The sequence below is a fragment of the Rhizobium sp. C104 genome, from assembly GCF_022354505.1.
GTDB classification, from domain to species: Bacteria; Pseudomonadota; Alphaproteobacteria; order Rhizobiales; family Rhizobiaceae; genus Rhizobium; species Rhizobium redzepovicii.
Genome location: NZ_CP092355.1, coordinates 313,806 through 330,808, shown reverse-complemented (window position 1 = coordinate 330,808; position 17,003 = coordinate 313,806). Strand labels below are relative to the sequence as shown.

The window sequence follows — 17,003 nt, the reverse complement described above, 5'->3', positions numbered from 1 at the left end:
CAGCGGCAGCCTTCAATGCAGCCCGAACAGGTTCAGCAGCTGCTCGCGATGCCGGACGAATTCCGGTGCGCTGCGGTCGCGCGGGCGCGGCAGATCGATGTCGATCAGGCGCGGTTCGGCCCCCTTTTCCCGCGGCAGGATCAGGATCCGGTCGGCGAGATAGATCGCCTCCTCGAGATCGTGGGTGACGAGAATGGTCGTCACATCCTCATCGCGCCAGATCCGGGCGAGTTCCTGCTGCATGCCGATCTTGGTCATCGCATCGAGCGCGCCGAGCGGTTCGTCGAGCAGCAGGATTTCCGGCTGGACGGCAAGCGCTCGGGCGATGCCGACGCGCTGTGCCATGCCGCCGGAGAGTTGCCGGGGATAGGCCGCCTCGAACTGCTGCAGACCGACGAGCTTGACGTAGTGACGCGCCCGCGCCCTCGCCTGCTCGCGGGGGAGGCCTCTCGTTTCCAGCCCGAAGGCGACGTTGCCGAGGACATCGAGCCAGGGAAGAAGGCGCGGCTCCTGGAAGATGACGGCGCGTTCCGCGCCGACGCCGCGGATCGCCTTGCCGTCGACAAGCACCTCACCAGTGTCGGCCTCTTCGAGGCCGGCGAGAACCCGGAGCAGGGTCGTCTTGCCCGAACCGCTGGCGCCGACGATTGCAAGGCTTTCGCCGGAGCGGATGTGGAGATTGATATCTTTCAGAACCTGCAGATGGCTGCCGTTCAGCTTGTAGGATTTGGAGAGGTGACGGATTGTCACCTCTCCGCGGCGAATGTCCTGGGCGAGGCTCATCACTCTTCCTCAGTTGCTTACCGGCTTGGCATCGGCCGCGTAGATGATGTCCTTGGCCGCCAGCTGGCCCTGCTTCAGCTTGCCTTCGCGGACCAGCACGTCGATCCAGAACTGGATGTCGCGCTCGACCGGCAGGCCACCGGCGCGCACGCCGTAACCGCGGAAATACTGTGCGATGTCAGGGTTCTCGCCACGTTCGCTGAGTGCCTTTGCCAGGATCTTCTTGGTTTCCTCGGGATGTTCACGGGCATAGTCGAGGGCGCGGGCCGACTGCTCGACGAAGATCTTCGAGGCTTCGGGATGCTGCTGAATGAAATCGCGGCGCAGGACCACGAAACCACCGGCAATGTCGCCGAGCACGTCGGTATCGTCGAAGACCGCACGCAGGCCGCCGTTCTTCAGCGCAGCACCCTCGAAGGTCGTCTGCCAGTAGCCGAAGGCGGCGATATCGACCTGCTTGGAGCGCAGCACCTGCTCGAGCTGCGGCCCGGGAACGACGACCTGATTGGCGGAGTCGCTTGGCAGGCCGACGGAATGCAGGGCTTCGCGGATGGTGTAATCGAGATGGGCGCCGAGCGTATTGACGGCGATGCTCTTGCCGGCAATGTCCTTGATGCTTTTGATCGGGCTGTCTTCCAGCACGTAGAAGGTCGACTGCACCTCGTCATTGATGCCGTTCGATGGGTAGGCGGCGACGAAATCATTGCCACCGATGATCGAATTCAAGACGGCTGACGTGGCGGCGCTGCCGATCTCCACATCCCCGGATGCAAGAGCGATGAGAGAGGCCGGGCCACCCTGGGCATAGCCGACATTCTCAAACGTGATGCCGGTATCTTTGAAGTAGCCGAGTGCGTCGGCGAGTTCATGGGCGGCAAGGCCGCCTTGGCTCGCGAGATAGCGCAGCTTGACCGTATCGGTGGCGGCGGCCGGCGTGGCGAGACCGAGAGCGATCACGGCCGGCAGGAGAAGGTTGCGGGGATGGAAAGTCATGACGTGTCCTTTCGGAGGAGGAAAATCGGTGGAAGCGGTCAGGCGTTCGGCTGAGACCAGCGGCAGAGGCGGCGCTGCAGCAGAACGAGCAAGGCATTGGCGGCAAGGCCGAGAAAGGCGAGCAGCAGGATCGCCGCAAACATCAGCGGGATCTGGAAATTGTACTGAGCGTTCATGACCTGGAAGCCGATGCCCTTGTTGGCGCCGATCATCTCGGCGGCGATCAGCAGCAGAAGTGCCGTCGTCGCCGAGAGGCGCAGGCCGACGAAGATTGCGGGGACGGAGGCCGGCAGGATGACGCGGCGGAAGACGGTCAGCGATCCGGCGCCGTAAGTTCGCGCCATCTCGATGAGCTTCTGGTCCACCTCCTTGACGCCGCTGATCGTGGCGAGCAGCACAGGAAACAGCGTCGCCCAGAAGATCACGAAGATCTTCGATGTTTCGCCGAGGCCGAGCAGCAGGATGAAGACCGGATAGAGCGCCAGCGCCGAGGTCTGGCGGAAGAGCTGCAGGATCGGATCGAGCGCCTGCTCGACCGCGCGAAACTGGCCCATGAACAGGCCGAGCGGAATGCCGACCACGACGGCAAAGGCAAAGGCTGTTCCCGATCGCTGCAGGCTGATGGCGATGTCATCAAGCAGCGCGCCATTGGCAAGGTTGGTCCAGAGGGCCGACAGGATCACGTTCAGGGGCGGGAAAATGGCCGGATTGATCCAGCCCCTGGTGCTCGAAACCTGCCAGAGTGCGAGGAAGGCGATCAGCAGGCCGTAGCGCGGCAGAAGCGATGCGAGCGCATGGCGCACATGCGACGCGAAAGTGGGCCTATTGCTTTCGCTGCTCTTCAGGCGGCCGAAGCTTCTTGGGAGGACCTGATTGATTTCATAAGCCATGGATCGCTCCTCACTCTGCTGCCTGGAGAGCTGCGCGCCCCGCAGCCCATCGGTTGGTCGGGAAAGGTAGGCCGAGGTTTTCCCGCAGCGTCTTGCCTTCATAGGCGGTGCGGAACAGGCCGCGGCGCTGCAGTTCCGGGATGACCAGATCGACGAAGTCATCGAGCGCGGTGGGAAGCCAGGGCGGCAGAATGTTGAAGCCGTCGGCGGCTTCGTTCTCGAACCATTGCTGCAGCGTGTCGGCGATCTGCTCGGCGGTGCCGACGATGGTGTAGTGGCCGCGGGCCGATGCGATCCACTGATAGAGCTGGCGGATGGTGAAGTTATTTTCGTCGGCGATCTGGCGGATGAGGGCCTGGCGGCTCTTCATGCCTTCGGTCGGCGGCGCCGGCGGCAGCGGCCCGTCGAGATCATAGCCGTGCAGGTCGAGCGTGCCGCCGGTCAGGCCGTTGAGGAGGCCGATCCCATCCTCTTCGACGATGAGCGAGGTCAGGCGATCATACTTCTCCCGCGCCTCGGCTTCGGTCCTGCCGACGAAGGCGGAGACGCCGGGCATGACCAGGATGTGATCGGGATTGCGGCCGAGGCCGCGGGCGCGCGCCTTGATATCCCGGTAGAATTCCTGGGCGGTTTCGATGTGCTGATGGGCGGTGAAGATGACTTCGGCCGTTGCCGCGGCAAGCCCGCGCCCGTCGTCCGACTGCCCGGCCTGGACGATAACAGGATGTCCCTGGGGCGAGCGCGAGACGTTGAGCGGACCGCGCACGCTGAAATGCTCGCCGCGATGGTCGGTATCGTGCAGCTTCGCCGGATCGAAGAACACGCCGCTCTCCTTGTCGCGGATGAAGGCGTCGTCCTCGAAGCTCTCCCAGAGTTTGCGGACGACGTCGACATGTTCGGCAGCACGGCGATAGCGCTCGGCATGCGGAAGCTGGGTGTCGCGATTGAAATTCTGCGCCGTGAGGTCGCCCGTCGTGGTGACGACATTCCAGCCGGCGCGGCCCTCCGAGATCAGATCGAGCGAAGCGAATTTGCGGGCGGTCGTATAAGGTTCCTCATAGGTGGTCGAGGAGGTGGCGATAAAGCCGAGATGGGTGGTCAGAGGCGCGAGTGCGGAAAACAAGGTGACGGGCTCGAAGCCTGCGACACGAGCATTGCCGCCTTCGCGTGCGCCGCCAAAACCGACGGCCAGCCCATCGGCCAGGAAGTAGGCATCGAAGAGGCCGCGCTCAGCCGTCAGGGCGAGTTGCTTGTGAAACTCGAAACTGGTGGCGCCGTCGGCCGGCTGGTCGGGATGGCGCCACGAGGCGACGTGCTGACCGCCACCGGGGAGAAATGCTCCAAGCCTGATTTTCCGTGTCATTTCGCGTCCTCTCCGTTTGCCGTTGATCGCCCGGTCTTATTCAAGGCCAAGGCATAGATAGGCTGTCAGGACGCTAAACTACGTTTTCCATAAATTTTATAGAGAAACTACATTTCATAATTTCGGAGGAAGCGTGAATAGTTTTGCGGGATCGGCTTGAATCTGGAAATCGACGATCGCGGCGGCCAACAAGAGATATCTCTTGCGGCGGTCTTTTATCTTTCCATGTCGGACAGGTCGACGAGTGGCGTCCTGCCTTAGCGTGACATGATTTGGCGTCAGCCTCGTTTTGGCCGGGCCGGGGCATGCTCCAAGCCGGCGGCAGCCTTCTTCAGGCAGTCGAGATAGCGGTCCCGGTTGGCGATGCCGTCGTCGCGCGGGGTGACGAGGCAGAGCGTTGCGGCGGCATGGCCTTCCTCGCCGCGCACCGGCACGGCAAAACAATGGGTAAAGCTGTCGACGATGCTATTGAAGGTGAAGAGGCCTTCGCGCTCGGCCTGGCGCACCTCGGCGATGAAGGTCTGGGGCTCGAGCCATTCGCCGCCCGGTAGGCGGAAATCCTGCGGCGGAATGAAATTCAGAATGTCCTGATCCGAAAGATGCGCAACCAGCAGCCGTCCCGACGCCGTCCACGGGATCGGCACCGACTGGCCGACATCGGTCGAAATGCGGAACGGCCGCGCGCCTTCTCGCATGCGCACCACCGTATACCGGTTGCCATCCAGCATGCAGAACTGCGCCGTCTCCCGTGTCTCGTCGGCAAGCCGTTCCAGCGTCGCCTCGCATTCGCGGGTGAAATCGAAATGATTTTCATAGGCGGCGCCGAGGAAATAGAGTTTGCGGCCGAGATAGACCCGTCCCTCGCCGCCGGTGAATTCGAGAATGCCGTTGCTCAGCAGCAGGTTGACGAGCTCGTAGACCGAGGAGCGCGGCGCGCCGATCTGCGCTGCGATTTCGTTCGGCTTCAGCGCCTGCCGTTTCTGGCGCAGGAAATCGAGGATTTCGAAGGCGCGGTCGAGCCCGCGGGCGCGTTTGCCGGCTGCTTCGTCCTGAACTGCATCCATTGCTGTCGATCCCAATTTCTGTTCGGCCAAGCTTTTCAAATCCTCCGCCGCATCTGTCAACCGACCTCCGTGATTTCGCAGCAGACGAAAATTTTTTTCACCCCTCTTGCGAGGTAGAAAAATCGGCATAAGATCGCCTCGTCCGGTATAAAGATCATGTGTACAATATATTGGACATTGATGGCAGGCCGTCAAGGCTGCCGCACAAAAAAGGGGATCGACATGAAGAATTTTGAAAACAGCATTTCCGCTTCACTGCGCCGCCGCCTTCTCGCCGGTGCCGCCGCTGCCGCGGCCCTCCTCGTCTTTTCCACTGGCACGGCCTCGGCCGCCGCCAATTGCATCAAGGGCGATAGGAAAGCGCCCTATACGATCGGCTGGGCGAACATCTATTCGGTGCCGACCTGGATGAAGCAGACCGAAGGCACCATCACGGCCGAGGTGGAGGAACTGAAGAAGGCGGGTCTCGTCAAGGACCTGATGATCACCGACGCGCAGGGCAACGCCCAGACGCAGATCCAGCATATCCAGTCGATGATCGACGCCAATGTCGACGCCATCGTCGTCATCGCCGGCTCCTCCAACGCGCTCGACCGCGTCATTTCGGATGCCTGCGAGAAGGGCATCGCCGTCGTCAATTTCGACAGCCTTGTGAACACCGACAAGGTGACGGCGAAGATCAACACCGATTCCAACGAATGGGGTGCGACCGCTGCTAAGTGGATGGTCAGCCAGCTAGGCGGCAAGGGCAAGATCATCATCATGAACGGCCCGGCCGGCATTTCGGTGAGTGATGATCGCCGCAAGGGTGCCCAGCCGGTCCTCGACGCCAATCCGGGTCTGCAGGTGATTACCGAGACCAATACCGAATATAACGTTGCGCCCGCACAGGAAGCGATGACCAGCCTGCTCTTCGCCAATCCCGATATCGACGGCGTGCTGTCGCTCGGCGGCGCGCTGTCGGCCGGTTCCGTCCTCGCCTTTGAGCGCCAGGGCCGCGACCAGGTGCCGACGACGGGCGAAAACGCCCGGCAGTTTCTGGAGCTGTGGAAGGAGAAGGGCCTGAAGGGCTGGGCGACGATGCAGCCGAACTGGCTCGGCGCGCTCTCCGTCTATACCGCCGTGCAGGCGCTGCAAGGCAAGGACGTGCCCGCTTTCGTCAAGGTGCCGCTTCCCGTCATCGACGACAGCACCATCGGCAGCTACCTCGCCCGGGCCGACAAGTTTCCGGCCGACGGCTATATCTACTCGGATTACGACCAGGCGCTCTTCGACAAGCTGCTGGCCAAGTAATCCCGAGCTGAGGACACCGTCATGACGGAAGAACGGCCCCTGCTGGAAGCCCGGCAGGTGTTCAAGGGATTTTTCGGCAATCCCGTTTTGAAGGGCGTCGACGTCGCCCTTCTGCCGGGCAGGGTTCACGCCCTGCTCGGTGAAAACGGCGCCGGCAAGTCGACGCTGATCAATCTCCTGTCCGGCGCCCTTCAGCCGGACAGCGGCTCCATCCTCATCGACGGCAAGCCTGTCGGGCGTTTCAGCCCGGCGGCGGCGCGCGCGGCCGGCATCGCCGTGGTTCAGCAGGAGCTGAGCCTGACGGCCAGCCTGTCGATTGCCGAAAACATCGGAACCGGCGCCTTTCCGCGCCGGTTCGGCCTGATCGACTATCGAGCGCTGCATCGCGGCGTACGAGAGGTCTGCGACATGGTCGGGCTCACCGAACCGCTCGACATGCCGGTCGCCGATCTGGCCCTTGGCCGCCGTCAGGTGGTCGAGATCGCCAAGGCGCTGTTCCGCAAGCCGCGCGTGCTCATTCTGGACGAGCCGACCTCATCGCTCTCCGCCCATGAAGCCGGCATCCTTGCCCGTCTCATCGAAACGCTCAAGGGTCGCGGCACCGCCCTTCTCTATATTTCCCACCGGCTCAACGAGGTGCAGGCGCTCTGCTCGCATGTCACGGTGCTGAAGGACGGCGGCGTCACGGCCGACCAGTCGCTCTCCGGCATCGACGGCGAGGGGCTGGTCCGCCTGATGGTCGGCCGCGAGACCGGTGACCTGTTCCCGCCGCGTGTCGCCGCCAAGCCCGGCGCGACGCGCATCAGCGTCGAGGATTTTTCCGCCGGCATGGTGCGCCATATCGGCTTCTCCGCCCGCGCTGGCGAGATCGTCGGTATCGGCGGGCTGGTGGGACAAGGCCAGGAAGACCTGCTGCTCGGCCTCTATGGCGCGATTCCCGCGTCTGCTGCCCGGGCGGAAGTATCGGGAAATCCCGGTCTGCCCGCAAACGTCGGCGCGGCGAATGCGGCGGGCATCGTCTATGTGCCGGCCGACCGCAAACATGAGGGATTGGTGCTACCCCACTCCATCGCCGCCAATCTCATCCTGCCCTCGCTCGGACGGCTCGCCCGCAAGGGGCTGCGCGACCTGACGGCGGAAAGCGGCCTGGTCGCCGATCTTGCCCGGCGGCTGACGATCAAGGGCGATACGGCCCGCCTGGTGCAGGCGCTTTCCGGCGGCAACCAGCAGAAAGTGGCGCTCGCCAAATGGCTGCCGCTCGATCCTTCCATTCTGCTCCTCAACGATCCGACGCGCGGTGTCGACATCGAGACCAAGCGGGAAATCTACCTGATGCTGCGCGCCTTCGCCGCCGAGGGGCGGCTCGTCATTCTCGTCAGTTCCGATACGCCGGAGCTCGTCCATCTCTGTGACCGCGTCGTGGTTCTGCGCGAGGGGCGCGTTGCCGCGACGCTCTCGGGCGATGCGATCAGCGAAGGCGCGATCGTCGGTGCGGCCATGGGTATTGCGGCTGCGACGCAGGGAGAGGCGGCATGAGCACGATTGCGTCCTCCCGGCTCTACGGTTCGATCCAGCTCCGCCGCAACCGCGGCCTCGCCGGCCTCTATCTCGTCGTTGCCGGCTTTCTCATCCTCTATGCGGTGCTCTTTCCCGGCATCCTGTCCGTCGGCGGTTTCTCCAAATTCACGCAGAACTGGTTTCCGCTGGCGCTCGTCACCATGGCGCAGGCGCTGCTGATGCTGAACGGCGGCATCACCCTGGCGATCGGCCCACTCGTCAGCCTCGGAGCGGTGATCGCGGCGACGACGATGCAAGGGGTGCTCGGCGTGCCGGGCGGCATTCTGGCTGTCGCGCTCGCCGGCCTTTCGATCGGCGCCATCATCGGCGCCATCGTGACGCATCTGAGGCTGCCGGCAATCATCGTCACGCTGGCCGGTTCCTTCATCATCGGCGGCGTCGCGCTGATCCTGCTGCCGCGGCCGGGCGGGTTCATTCCCGATTGGCTGTCGACGGCGCTTGCCGGCCACACGCCCATCGCCTTCCTGCTGCTGGTCGTCATCCTCACGCTCTGGAAAGCCTTTCTGGCAACGCCGCTCGGCCTCGGCATCTATGCGGCCGGCGACAACCCGGTCGGCGCATTCCGCTCCGGTGTCCCGGTCGAACGGGTGAGGGTCGCTGCCTTCGCGCTCTCCGGCCTGCTTGCGGCGCTGACCGGCCTCTTCGTCGCGGCGCAGACCGGCTCGGGCGATCCCGTGATCGGCACACCCTTCACGCTGAATTCGATCGCCGCGGCCGTGCTCGGCGGTGTCGGCTTCCTTGGCGGCAAGGGCACGATGCGCGGCGCGATCTGCGGCAGCCTGCTGCTCTCGGTGATGATCAACGTGATGTTCTTCCTCGGCTTTCCGCCGGTCGCGCAATATGTCGCGCAAGGATTGATCATCGTCGGCGCGGTCGCCGTGCCGGAACTTGTTAAGGGTTGGAGGGCAAGGCGATGAACATCATCCGGTCCGCATTTCGCAATCCGCCGCTGCTTACCTTCCTTCTGGTCGCGCTCGTCTGGATCGTCGCAAGCGTCACCTTGCGCGGTTTCGGCGCCTACGGCCATCTGCGCTACCTCCTCGAACTCGCCGCGGTGATCGGCATCGTCGCGGCCGGCCAGACGCTCGTCATCCTGATGGGCGGCATCGATCTTTCGGTCGGCGCTGTTATCACAGTCACGGCGATCCTATTGCCGCTGATCTCGCCGGCCTGGGATCCGACCGGCCTTGCCGGCATCGCGGTGGGCCTTGCCATCGCCACCGGCATCGGCCTGATGAACGGTGCGGGCGCTGCCTATCTGCGCGTGCCGCCGATCATCATGACGCTTGCCATGGCGACTTTCCTGCAGGGCCTGCTGGTCATCGTCGCCGGCGGCAGCGCCGTCACCGTCAGCAATCCGGCCGTCATCCTGCTCGGGCAGGCGCGGCCGCTCGGCATCCCCTCGGGCATCTTGCTGTGGCTCGCCGTATCGATCGTCGTCCTGCTGCTCGTCCACCGCATGCCGATCGGCGCCCGGTTCCTGGCGCTCGGGGCAAACCCGCTCGCCGCCCGGCTTTCCGGCGTCAGCATCACCCGTAACACGCTGATCGTCCATACCCTGTCCGGCTTCTTCGCCGGGCTTGCGGGCATTCTCGTGCTGGGCATGAACCGGCAGGGTTATGTCGGCATCGGCGACCCCTATCTGCTGACCTCGATCGCCGCCGTCGTGCTCGGCGGCACCTCCATCCTCGGCGGCCGCGGCACCTATGCCGGCACTATCCCGGGGGCGATCCTGCTTGTCACCACGACGGCGCTGATCACCGTCGTCAATGCCTCGCCCGGCTGGCGCTCGATCATGTTCGGCACGCTGATCCTCGCCCTGCTGCTCGTTTCCGGCCGCGAGGCGCGCCGATGACGAAGTGCTATGACGGGCCGGTGATCGACCCGCACCACCATCTCTGGGACCTCAGCCTGCAGCGCCACCCCTGGCTTGAGAAGGCGCGGGCTTCCGGCGAGGAGATGGTGGTGGGAAACCTCGGACCGATCCTGCGTGATTACGGCATCGACGATTATCGCGCCGATGCTGCGCGACAGAACGTCATTGCGACGGTGCATGTGGAGGCCGGCTGGTCGGTTGCCTACCCGCTGGAAGAGAGCCGCTGGCTTGAGGGTCTCGACCGCAGTTCCGGCGTGGCCCGCCGTTATGTCGCCCGCGTTCCCCTCGACGGTCCGGATGCCGCGCGCCTGCTCGAGGCGGAAGCGGAAAACCCCAACGTCGTCGGCATCCGCGATATTCTGAGCTGGCATCCCGATGTGGCGAAGCGTTTTGCATCGCGTCCGGATCGCATGGCCGATCCCGCCTGGCGCGCGGGGCTTGCCCATGCCACGCGGCTCGGGCTGGTCTGCGACCTGATGCTCTATCCCTGGCAGATGGCTGAGGCGCTCGATCTGGTGCAGGCTTTTCCCGACACGCTTTTCGTGCTCAACCACGGCGGCAGCCCTGCCGACCGGACGAAGGACGGCATGGCGCTCTGGTATCGCGGCCTGCGGGCGCTCGGCGGCGCGCCCAACGTGCGCGTGAAGATTTCCGACCTTGTCGCCTATGACCATGCGTGGACGCTCGACAGCCTGCGACCGGTGATCGAACATTGCCTCGATTGTTTCGGTCCGGCGCGGTCGATGTTTGCCAGCGACTTCCCGGTCGCGGGTCTGCATGCTTCTTTCGACGAGGTCTATCAGACTTTTCGCACGGTTGCCGCTGAGCTCTCTCTCGACGAGCAGCGCGCCTTGTTCTTTGCCACAGCCAACGATAGCTATCGCCTAGGCTTGGACGATCCGGCCGGGATCGGCAGAGGCCGCCATGTCTGATCTTCATGCTGCGATGGACGATATGGTGCTCGATGAGCGGGTGCGAGGCTTTCCGCCGGGCCATCCGCAGTTGCCGCTTGCGGCAGTGGGAGCGCAGGGATGGAAACCTTATGACGGTAGGATGGCGCTGCCGCTGATCTCGCTCGACCGGCAGGCCTTCGCCAGTAATGTCGACTTGATGATGGCCTATGTGAAGAGCTATGGCGCCGAAATCGCGCCGCACGCCAAGACGCCGATGTCGACGGCGCTGGCAGCGGCGCTTCTGGCCGCGGGCGCCTGGGGCACGACCGTCGCCGATATCCGCCAGGCCGCCGTCATGCTCAAGGCGGGACAGCGACGGCTGATCCTTGCCAACGAGATCGGCGGGATCGCCGCCGCCCGCCGGCTTGCGGCCCTGCTCGGCCATTATCCCGATGCGAAATTGCATGTTTTCGTGGATTCGACGCCGCTCGTCGCGGCACTCCGGTCCGCATGGCAGGAGCGCGCGGATCTGCCGCCTCTCGGCCTGCTGGTGGAGTTCGGCGCCGGCCGCGCCGGTCTGCGCAGCACCGACGCCGCGGCGGCAGTTCTCGACGCGATCCTGGCGGTGGAGACGCCGGCCTTCCGGCTGACCGGTATCGCCGCCTATGAGGGTGCGGCCGCGACCGCCAATGCGGAAGAGACGATGCTTCGTATCGACGCGCTGATGGCGATGATACCCGATTTCCTGCCGAAGATACGGGCCCGCATCGGCAAGGAACGGCCGCTGCTTCTGACATCAGGCGGCTCGGTGTTTTTCGATGTCGTGGTGGCGCGGCTTTCAGCGGCCGTCGCGGCCGATCCCGCCTGCCGGCTCGTGCTGCGCAGCGGCGCGATCTTCTTTCACGATCACGGCATCTACGAACGCGGCCTTGCCGGCCTCGATGCACGCGGCGGTCTGCGCATTGGCGACAAGACGGTTTCCGCGGCGGCGGGTTTCCGTCCGGCGCTCAGGGTCTGGGCCGAAGTCCTCTCGCGGCCGGAGCCACAGCTTGCGATTTCAGGCATGGGCATGCGCGACGTGGCGATGGACCAGGGCCTGCCGCGGCCTTTGGCGCTCTATCGCAATGGCGCATATCTCTGCAATTTCGAAAGCGCCGAGGTTTTCCGCCTCAACGATCAGCATGCCTTCCTGACTCTTGCCGAGGATAGCGACGTCTCGGTCGGCGACGTCGTCGAGTTCGGCATTTCGCATCCCTGCACCTGCCTCGACCGGCATGCAATCCTCTATGGCCTCGATCCGGATCATTCGGTGACGGCCGCCTATCTCACAAGCTTCGGCTGAATTCTCCCTGCAAAAACCAAGAAAAGGAAAAGCTGCATGATCCAGCGTTATCAGAAGGGCCCGCGTATGAGCCAGGCCGTCAGCTACGGAGGTCTCGTCTATATTGCCGGCCAGGTCGCGGAAAATCGCAAGGCCGGCATCGAGGAGCAGACCCGCGATGTGCTCGGCAAGATCGACGCCCTTTTGAAGGAAGCCGGCACCGATCGCTCGCATCTCCTCGCGGTCAACGTCTTCCTGCCGGCGATTACCGATTTCGAGGCGATGAACGGCGTTTATGACAGCTGGATCGACATCGAAAACCCGCCGGCGCGTGCCTGCACCGAAGCGCGCTTGGCCGACCCGGACCTGCGCGTCGAAATGACCGCGGTCGCGGCGCTGTAACTGCGCGGCAACCGCCCCGCACTGGAGGGACCATGCATAGCGGCCTCGTCAATCCGATCGACTTTTCGCGTGAGGGCCGGCAGGCCGGCCATCTCGCCATTCCCTATTCGATCGACCGTTCGCCCTATTATCAGATCCGCGTTCCGATCCTTTGCCTGAGAAATGGCGAGGGGCCGTCTTTGCTACTGATGGCCGGCAATCACGGCGACGAATATGAGGGCGAACTGCAGCTCGGCCGGCTGATGCGCCTGCTTGACGTCACCGCAATCCGCGGCGCCGTCACCATCCTGCCGATGGCGAACCTGCCGGCGGTGATGGCGGCCAAACGTTGCTCGCCCTTCGACGGCGGCAACCTCAACCGGGCTTTTCCCGGCGATCCCGCGGGGGCGCCGACGGCGCGCCTGGCGCATTTCCTCGAACACGAACTCTTCCCGCGCCATGACGTCATGTTCGACCTGCATTCGGGCGGCACGTCGATGGCGCACCTGCCCTGCACGCTGATCGAGCGGCAGGCCGACGCCATCCGCTTCGAGCGGTCGGTCGCGCTGATGCGGGCGATGGGCGCGTCGCATGCCTTCATCGCCGACAATGGCCCGGCGGCGCCGACATCGATGGGGGCTGCGGCCAGGGCCGGTATCGTCGGTCTTTCCGGCGAGTTCGGCGGCGGCGGAACGGTGACGCCTGCGACGATGGCCTTCACGGCGGCAGCGATCGACCGACTGCTTGTAACCCTCGGCATTGTCGGGCGTCCGGTTCTCTCCCGCACGCCGCTTGCCGAACCGGGGCCGCTGCAACTCCTCTCGCTATCCCGGCACAGCCAGGGAATCTACGCCGATCGCAGAGGCTGGTTCGAGCCGGCCGCGGCCCTTGGCGCCACGGTTTCGGCCGGCGATCTGGCCGGATGGTATCATGACTTGGAATGCCTGGAGCAGTCGGAGGAAGAGCTGCGCTTTGCCGAGGACGGTATGGTCATTTCCCACCGTCTGCATTGCGACAGCCAGGCCGGTGACTGCCTGATCCAGGTCGCCGAACCGATTTCCGCTTAGAGAAGCCCGTCGACCGCCGCCTTGACCCAATCGAGACGTTTGGCCGGGATCAGGCCGTAATTGTAGAAGTTGACGCCATTAGCGCCAGCGTCGACGGCAGCTTTGGCGCGAGCCGCCAGCACCGCGGCTTCACCGACCTCGGGATAGAAGACGCGCAGGCCGACACCGAGGAATTTCTCCGATCCAAGTGCTGCCCGGCCGGCGCGGATGACATCACCGACGGCATCCGGCGTCATGTCGTAGCAGCAGAGGATCGCCCCGTCGCAGAGCTTGCCGACAGCTGAGAGATCGACGCCGCCGAGCCAGCCGTCCTTCAGGTCGATCAGCACGATCCGGCTCGCCGGATCGGCCGCCGCCTTGATCTCGCCGATCAGGCTGGTCACCGGTTCGCTGCGCCAGGCGAGATAGGCGTGTAAGTCCGGATGGTCGCGGAAGGCATCGATGCCGGCCGCCGGAAAATCCGGGAACTGGCATTCCGGGATATCACGTTCGCAGAGTTCGGCGATGAAACGCGCAACAGTTCGGCGCGCACCTTCGGCCGGCACGCCGGCCTTTGCGGCGCGCGCCGCGCAATGATCGCAGAAGCAGAGCGACAGCAGAAAATCGTCTTCGGCGTTGAGGCCGACGCCGTCTTTCTCGTGATGGTATTCATGCGCGAAGCCCATGAAGTTCGGGCTTTCGAGCTCCACCATATCCGGCTGGTAATTCACGGTGATGTCGCGGACAAGGGTGACGGCATAGGCGCGCGCCGCCGGGCTGGAAGGGCAGAGATTGTAATAGTTGGGATTGCCGAAGGCGTTGCGCGTCACGTGATCAGGATGCAGCATGCCGAGACGGCTGTTGTGGAGGCAGACCGTCCAGCAGGAGACCTTGAGACCGGTCGCGTCGCGTCCCCTGGCCAGCGCCTCCAGCATGTCGCCGCGCTCGGTGACATTCCCCGCCATCAGCGGCCGGATCAGCTTGTCCTGCCACAGGCTCTCGTCCGGCCGGAAGTAGACCGTCCCGTCCTCGGGAAAATAGGCCTTCTGCCGCGGGCTGCGCGGCTGGAGAAAGCGGCCGGCATGATAGGAGGTCGCCATGCTGATCGTGTTGAGGCCTGCCCGGTTGCGAAGCTCTCCGGCAATCGCATCGAGCCCCTGGTCTTGGATATCCCAGGGGTAAGTCCACATGGAAAGGTGCATGGCGCGCTCCGGTTCAACTCTGTCCGCTTTATAGAACATGTGTCCATAATAGTGTCCAGGCTCGTTTGAACGCGGAGGGCGGCGCGAAAGCCGCCCACCCTGCCCTGTCAGCGGCTGATCGTTGCCTGCAGCGCCTCGATGGAGGATTGGATGCCGGCCTCGGTCGACATGGTGAAGTCTTCCATCTCGAGGCTGACCCAGCCGTCGTAGCCGACCATCCTGACCACCGAGAAGAATTCCTTCCACCACTGCAGGTCATGGCCGGCGCCGACGGCGACGTAATTCCAGGTGCGGTTGGCGACGTCGGTCACGTCCTTCAGCTCCAGAAAACCATTGATGTCGGCAAGGCCCCGCTCGATACGCGTGTCCTTGCCGTGGCAATGATGGATTGCGCTTCCGAGCGCGCGTGCCGCGGCAATCGGATCGGCGCCCTTCCAGAACAGATGGCTCGGATCGAGGTTCATGCCGACCGCCGGACCGACCTCGTTGCGCAGACGGAACAGGGTTTCCGGGTTCCAGACGAGCATCGCCGAGAAGTTTTCCAGCGCGTATCGCTCGACCCCGACTTCCCGCGCGAGCTTGACCAGATCATGCCAGAGCGGGAAGGCGCGATCTTCCCACTGGTAGCGGTCGCGTTCCGGCATCTCGTCCGGCCAGCTTTTGGTATAGACGAGCCAGTTCGGCACGCTGTCTCCGCGGGCGGCTTCCGGCAGGCCGGACATGGTAACGATCGTCTTGATGCCGATTTCGCCGGCAAGACGGATCGTCTGTTCCATTTCCTTGCGGTGGCGCTTGCCCATCTCGCCGGGATCGAGCGGGTTAGCCGAGCAGTTCAGTGCCGCGATTTCAAGGCCGCGGGCCTCGATTTCCTGAAGCTTGATTTTCAAAAGCCCCTTGTCTTCAAGCAGTTCGTCGGCGCGGAAATGTGGGGCACGCGACCAGCCGCCGCCAGTCATTTCGATGCCCTCGACGCCGAGTTCAACACATTTGTCGAGCATGTCGGTAAATGACAGGTTGCCCATAACGTCGGTGCAAATGGAGAGTTTCATCGTCTCGATCTTTCCTATGGAAATTGAGGGCGCGCCTTTGTGAGAGGGTGGAGGAGATCCCGGCGCGCCCTTGGAGGGAGCTATTTGAAGTCGATCCAGGCCGCGCCCGCATCAGCCGAGCGGACGCAGTTTTCCAGCCAGCGCACGCCTTCGGTGCCGGCTTCGATGCCGGGATAATGGTGGCTCCTGAGGAAGGCTTCGTCGCCGCGGCGTTTGGCATCGATCGCCTGGGCGATCCAGAGGTAGATGTTCGCCCAGCTGTCGCCGAGGCCTTCGGTGTGCAGCGCGCCCATGCGGTCAGCCGCCAGGCTTTCCTCTTCGAGATAGGGCATGCCGTGATGCAGAGTGCGGTTCGGCTCGCCCTGCACTTCATAGATCAGTTGGTCGGGATGGGCGTCCGACCATTCGATCGAGGCCTTGGAGCCGACGAAACGGTAGCGTTGCGAGCCCATGTTGCCGGCATTGACCGAGGATACCCAGAGACGGCCGCGGGCGCCGTTGTCGTAATGCATGAGAACGGTCGCATGGTCTTCGAGCGGCGCGCGGGTCGGAATGAAGGCCTTGCGGTCGCAGAGCAGCTTTTCGATCTTCAGATGCGGCAGCACCACTTCGGAGAGGTAATAGAGGTGGGTGCCGATATCGCCGAGAACGAAGGTCGGGCCGGCGGTTTTCGGATTGGTGCGCCATTTCACCGCCTCGCCGGCGCCGACATCGTCGCCCGCATTGAAGCCGTGGGTATATTGCATGTCGACGATGCGGATCTCGCCGAGCATGCCCTTCTTGACCATCGCCGCCATCTGATGCACCAGCGGATGGCCGGTGAAGCCATAGGTGACGCCGACGATCAGGCCCTTCTCTTCGGCGAGCTTGGCGATCTCGTCGCATTCGGCGACGGTGAAGAACAGCGGCTTTTCGCAGATCACGTGCAGCCCGGCTTCCAGGCATGCCTTGGTGATCTCGTAATGGGTGAAGTTCGGCGTGGCGATCGAGACGACCTCGACGCCGTCCTCGCGCCCGGCCTCCCCGGCGATCAACTCCTTATGGTCGCCGTAGCAGCGGTCGGCGGCGACGCCGATCTTCGTGCCGAAATCGCGCCCGCGCTCGGCGTCAAGGTCGAACGCTCCGCAGACGAGCCGGTAGGTGCCGTCCCGCTGGGCGCCGGTTCTATGCTTGTAGCCCACCTGCCCGGTGCGGCCGCCGCCGACCATGCCCCAGCGCAAGGGGCGCTCGATGGATCTTTCTCCGTTGATCATCTGATCATTGCTCCTGGA

General features: G+C 64.1%; 16 protein-coding genes. 8 read left to right on the top strand and 8 right to left on the bottom strand.

The annotated features are described in order from the left end of the window. Positions 1-12 precede the first annotated feature (12 nt). The 5 genes from MF410_RS36180 to MF410_RS36160 form a co-directional block, all read right to left on the bottom strand. Positions 13-783: an ABC transporter ATP-binding protein gene (locus MF410_RS36180; RefSeq protein ID WP_097626151.1), complete on the bottom strand. Its 771-nt coding sequence runs from the start codon at positions 781-783 to the stop codon at positions 13-15. A 9-nt stretch (positions 784-792) separates the two neighbouring features. Beyond that, entirely contained in the window at positions 793-1,776 is a 984-nt protein-coding gene (locus tag MF410_RS36175; RefSeq protein ID WP_097626150.1) for an ABC transporter substrate-binding protein, read from the bottom strand. A gap of 38 nt (positions 1,777-1,814) precedes the next feature. Beyond that, the gene (locus MF410_RS36170) at positions 1,815-2,666 is read right to left on the bottom strand and encodes an ABC transporter permease (RefSeq protein WP_097626149.1); all 852 of its coding nucleotides are present in this window, start codon (positions 2,664-2,666) and stop codon (positions 1,815-1,817) included. A gap of 10 nt (positions 2,667-2,676) precedes the next feature. Next, positions 2,677-4,029: an LLM class flavin-dependent oxidoreductase gene (locus MF410_RS36165; RefSeq protein ID WP_097626148.1), complete on the bottom strand. Its 1,353-nt coding sequence runs from the start codon at positions 4,027-4,029 to the stop codon at positions 2,677-2,679. A gap of 278 nt (positions 4,030-4,307) precedes the next feature. Continuing rightward, entirely contained in the window at positions 4,308-5,093 is a 786-nt protein-coding gene (locus MF410_RS36160) for an IclR family transcriptional regulator (RefSeq protein WP_097620086.1), read from the bottom strand. 222 nt (positions 5,094-5,315) lie between these two features. Between MF410_RS36160 and MF410_RS36155 the strand changes: the two genes are divergently transcribed. From MF410_RS36155 to MF410_RS36120, 8 genes are read left to right on the top strand one after another with little or no spacing between them, the layout of a single operon-like run. Then, positions 5,316-6,386: an ABC transporter substrate-binding protein gene (locus tag MF410_RS36155; protein ID WP_183780050.1), complete on the top strand. Its 1,071-nt coding sequence runs from the start codon at positions 5,316-5,318 to the stop codon at positions 6,384-6,386. A 21-nt stretch (positions 6,387-6,407) separates the two neighbouring features. Beyond that, entirely contained in the window at positions 6,408-7,922 is a 1,515-nt protein-coding gene (locus MF410_RS36150) for a sugar ABC transporter ATP-binding protein (protein WP_183780047.1), read from the top strand. Continuing rightward, positions 7,919-8,881 (top strand): ABC transporter permease, encoded by a 963-nt coding sequence (locus tag MF410_RS36145; RefSeq protein WP_183780044.1) that lies wholly within the window; start codon positions 7,919-7,921, stop codon positions 8,879-8,881. Before MF410_RS36150 ends, MF410_RS36145 begins: the two co-directional genes overlap by 4 nt. After that, entirely contained in the window at positions 8,878-9,819 is a 942-nt protein-coding gene (locus tag MF410_RS36140) for an ABC transporter permease (RefSeq protein ID WP_183780041.1), read from the top strand. The genes MF410_RS36145 and MF410_RS36140 overlap by 4 nt, the downstream gene beginning before the upstream one ends. Beyond that, positions 9,816-10,772: an amidohydrolase family protein gene (locus MF410_RS36135; protein ID WP_183780038.1), complete on the top strand. Its 957-nt coding sequence runs from the start codon at positions 9,816-9,818 to the stop codon at positions 10,770-10,772. Before MF410_RS36140 ends, MF410_RS36135 begins: the two co-directional genes overlap by 4 nt. Beyond that, complete coding sequence (locus MF410_RS36130) at positions 10,765-12,075, top strand: alanine racemase (RefSeq protein WP_183780035.1); 1,311 nt, start codon at positions 10,765-10,767, stop codon at positions 12,073-12,075. Before MF410_RS36135 ends, MF410_RS36130 begins: the two co-directional genes overlap by 8 nt. 36 nt (positions 12,076-12,111) lie before the next feature. Next, a complete protein-coding gene (locus MF410_RS36125; protein ID WP_097626142.1) occupies positions 12,112-12,456 on the top strand; it encodes a RidA family protein in 345 nt (114 codons plus the stop codon). A 32-nt stretch (positions 12,457-12,488) separates the two neighbouring features. Beyond that, the gene (locus MF410_RS36120) at positions 12,489-13,502 is read left to right on the top strand and encodes a succinylglutamate desuccinylase/aspartoacylase family protein (RefSeq protein WP_183780032.1); all 1,014 of its coding nucleotides are present in this window, start codon (positions 12,489-12,491) and stop codon (positions 13,500-13,502) included. Here MF410_RS36120 and MF410_RS36115 read toward each other — a convergent pair. The 3 genes from MF410_RS36115 to MF410_RS36105 form a co-directional block, all read right to left on the bottom strand. After that, complete coding sequence (locus MF410_RS36115; protein ID WP_183780029.1) at positions 13,499-14,683, bottom strand: hypothetical protein; 1,185 nt, start codon at positions 14,681-14,683, stop codon at positions 13,499-13,501. The two genes, MF410_RS36120 and MF410_RS36115, sit on opposite strands and share 4 nt — an antisense overlap. A 107-nt stretch (positions 14,684-14,790) precedes the next feature. After that, positions 14,791-15,732: a sugar phosphate isomerase/epimerase gene (locus MF410_RS36110; RefSeq protein ID WP_183780026.1), complete on the bottom strand. Its 942-nt coding sequence runs from the start codon at positions 15,730-15,732 to the stop codon at positions 14,791-14,793. 80 nt (positions 15,733-15,812) lie between these two features. Then, entirely contained in the window at positions 15,813-16,985 is a 1,173-nt protein-coding gene (locus MF410_RS36105; RefSeq protein ID WP_239621358.1) for a Gfo/Idh/MocA family oxidoreductase, read from the bottom strand. Between the last annotated feature and the right edge of the window lie 18 nt (positions 16,986-17,003).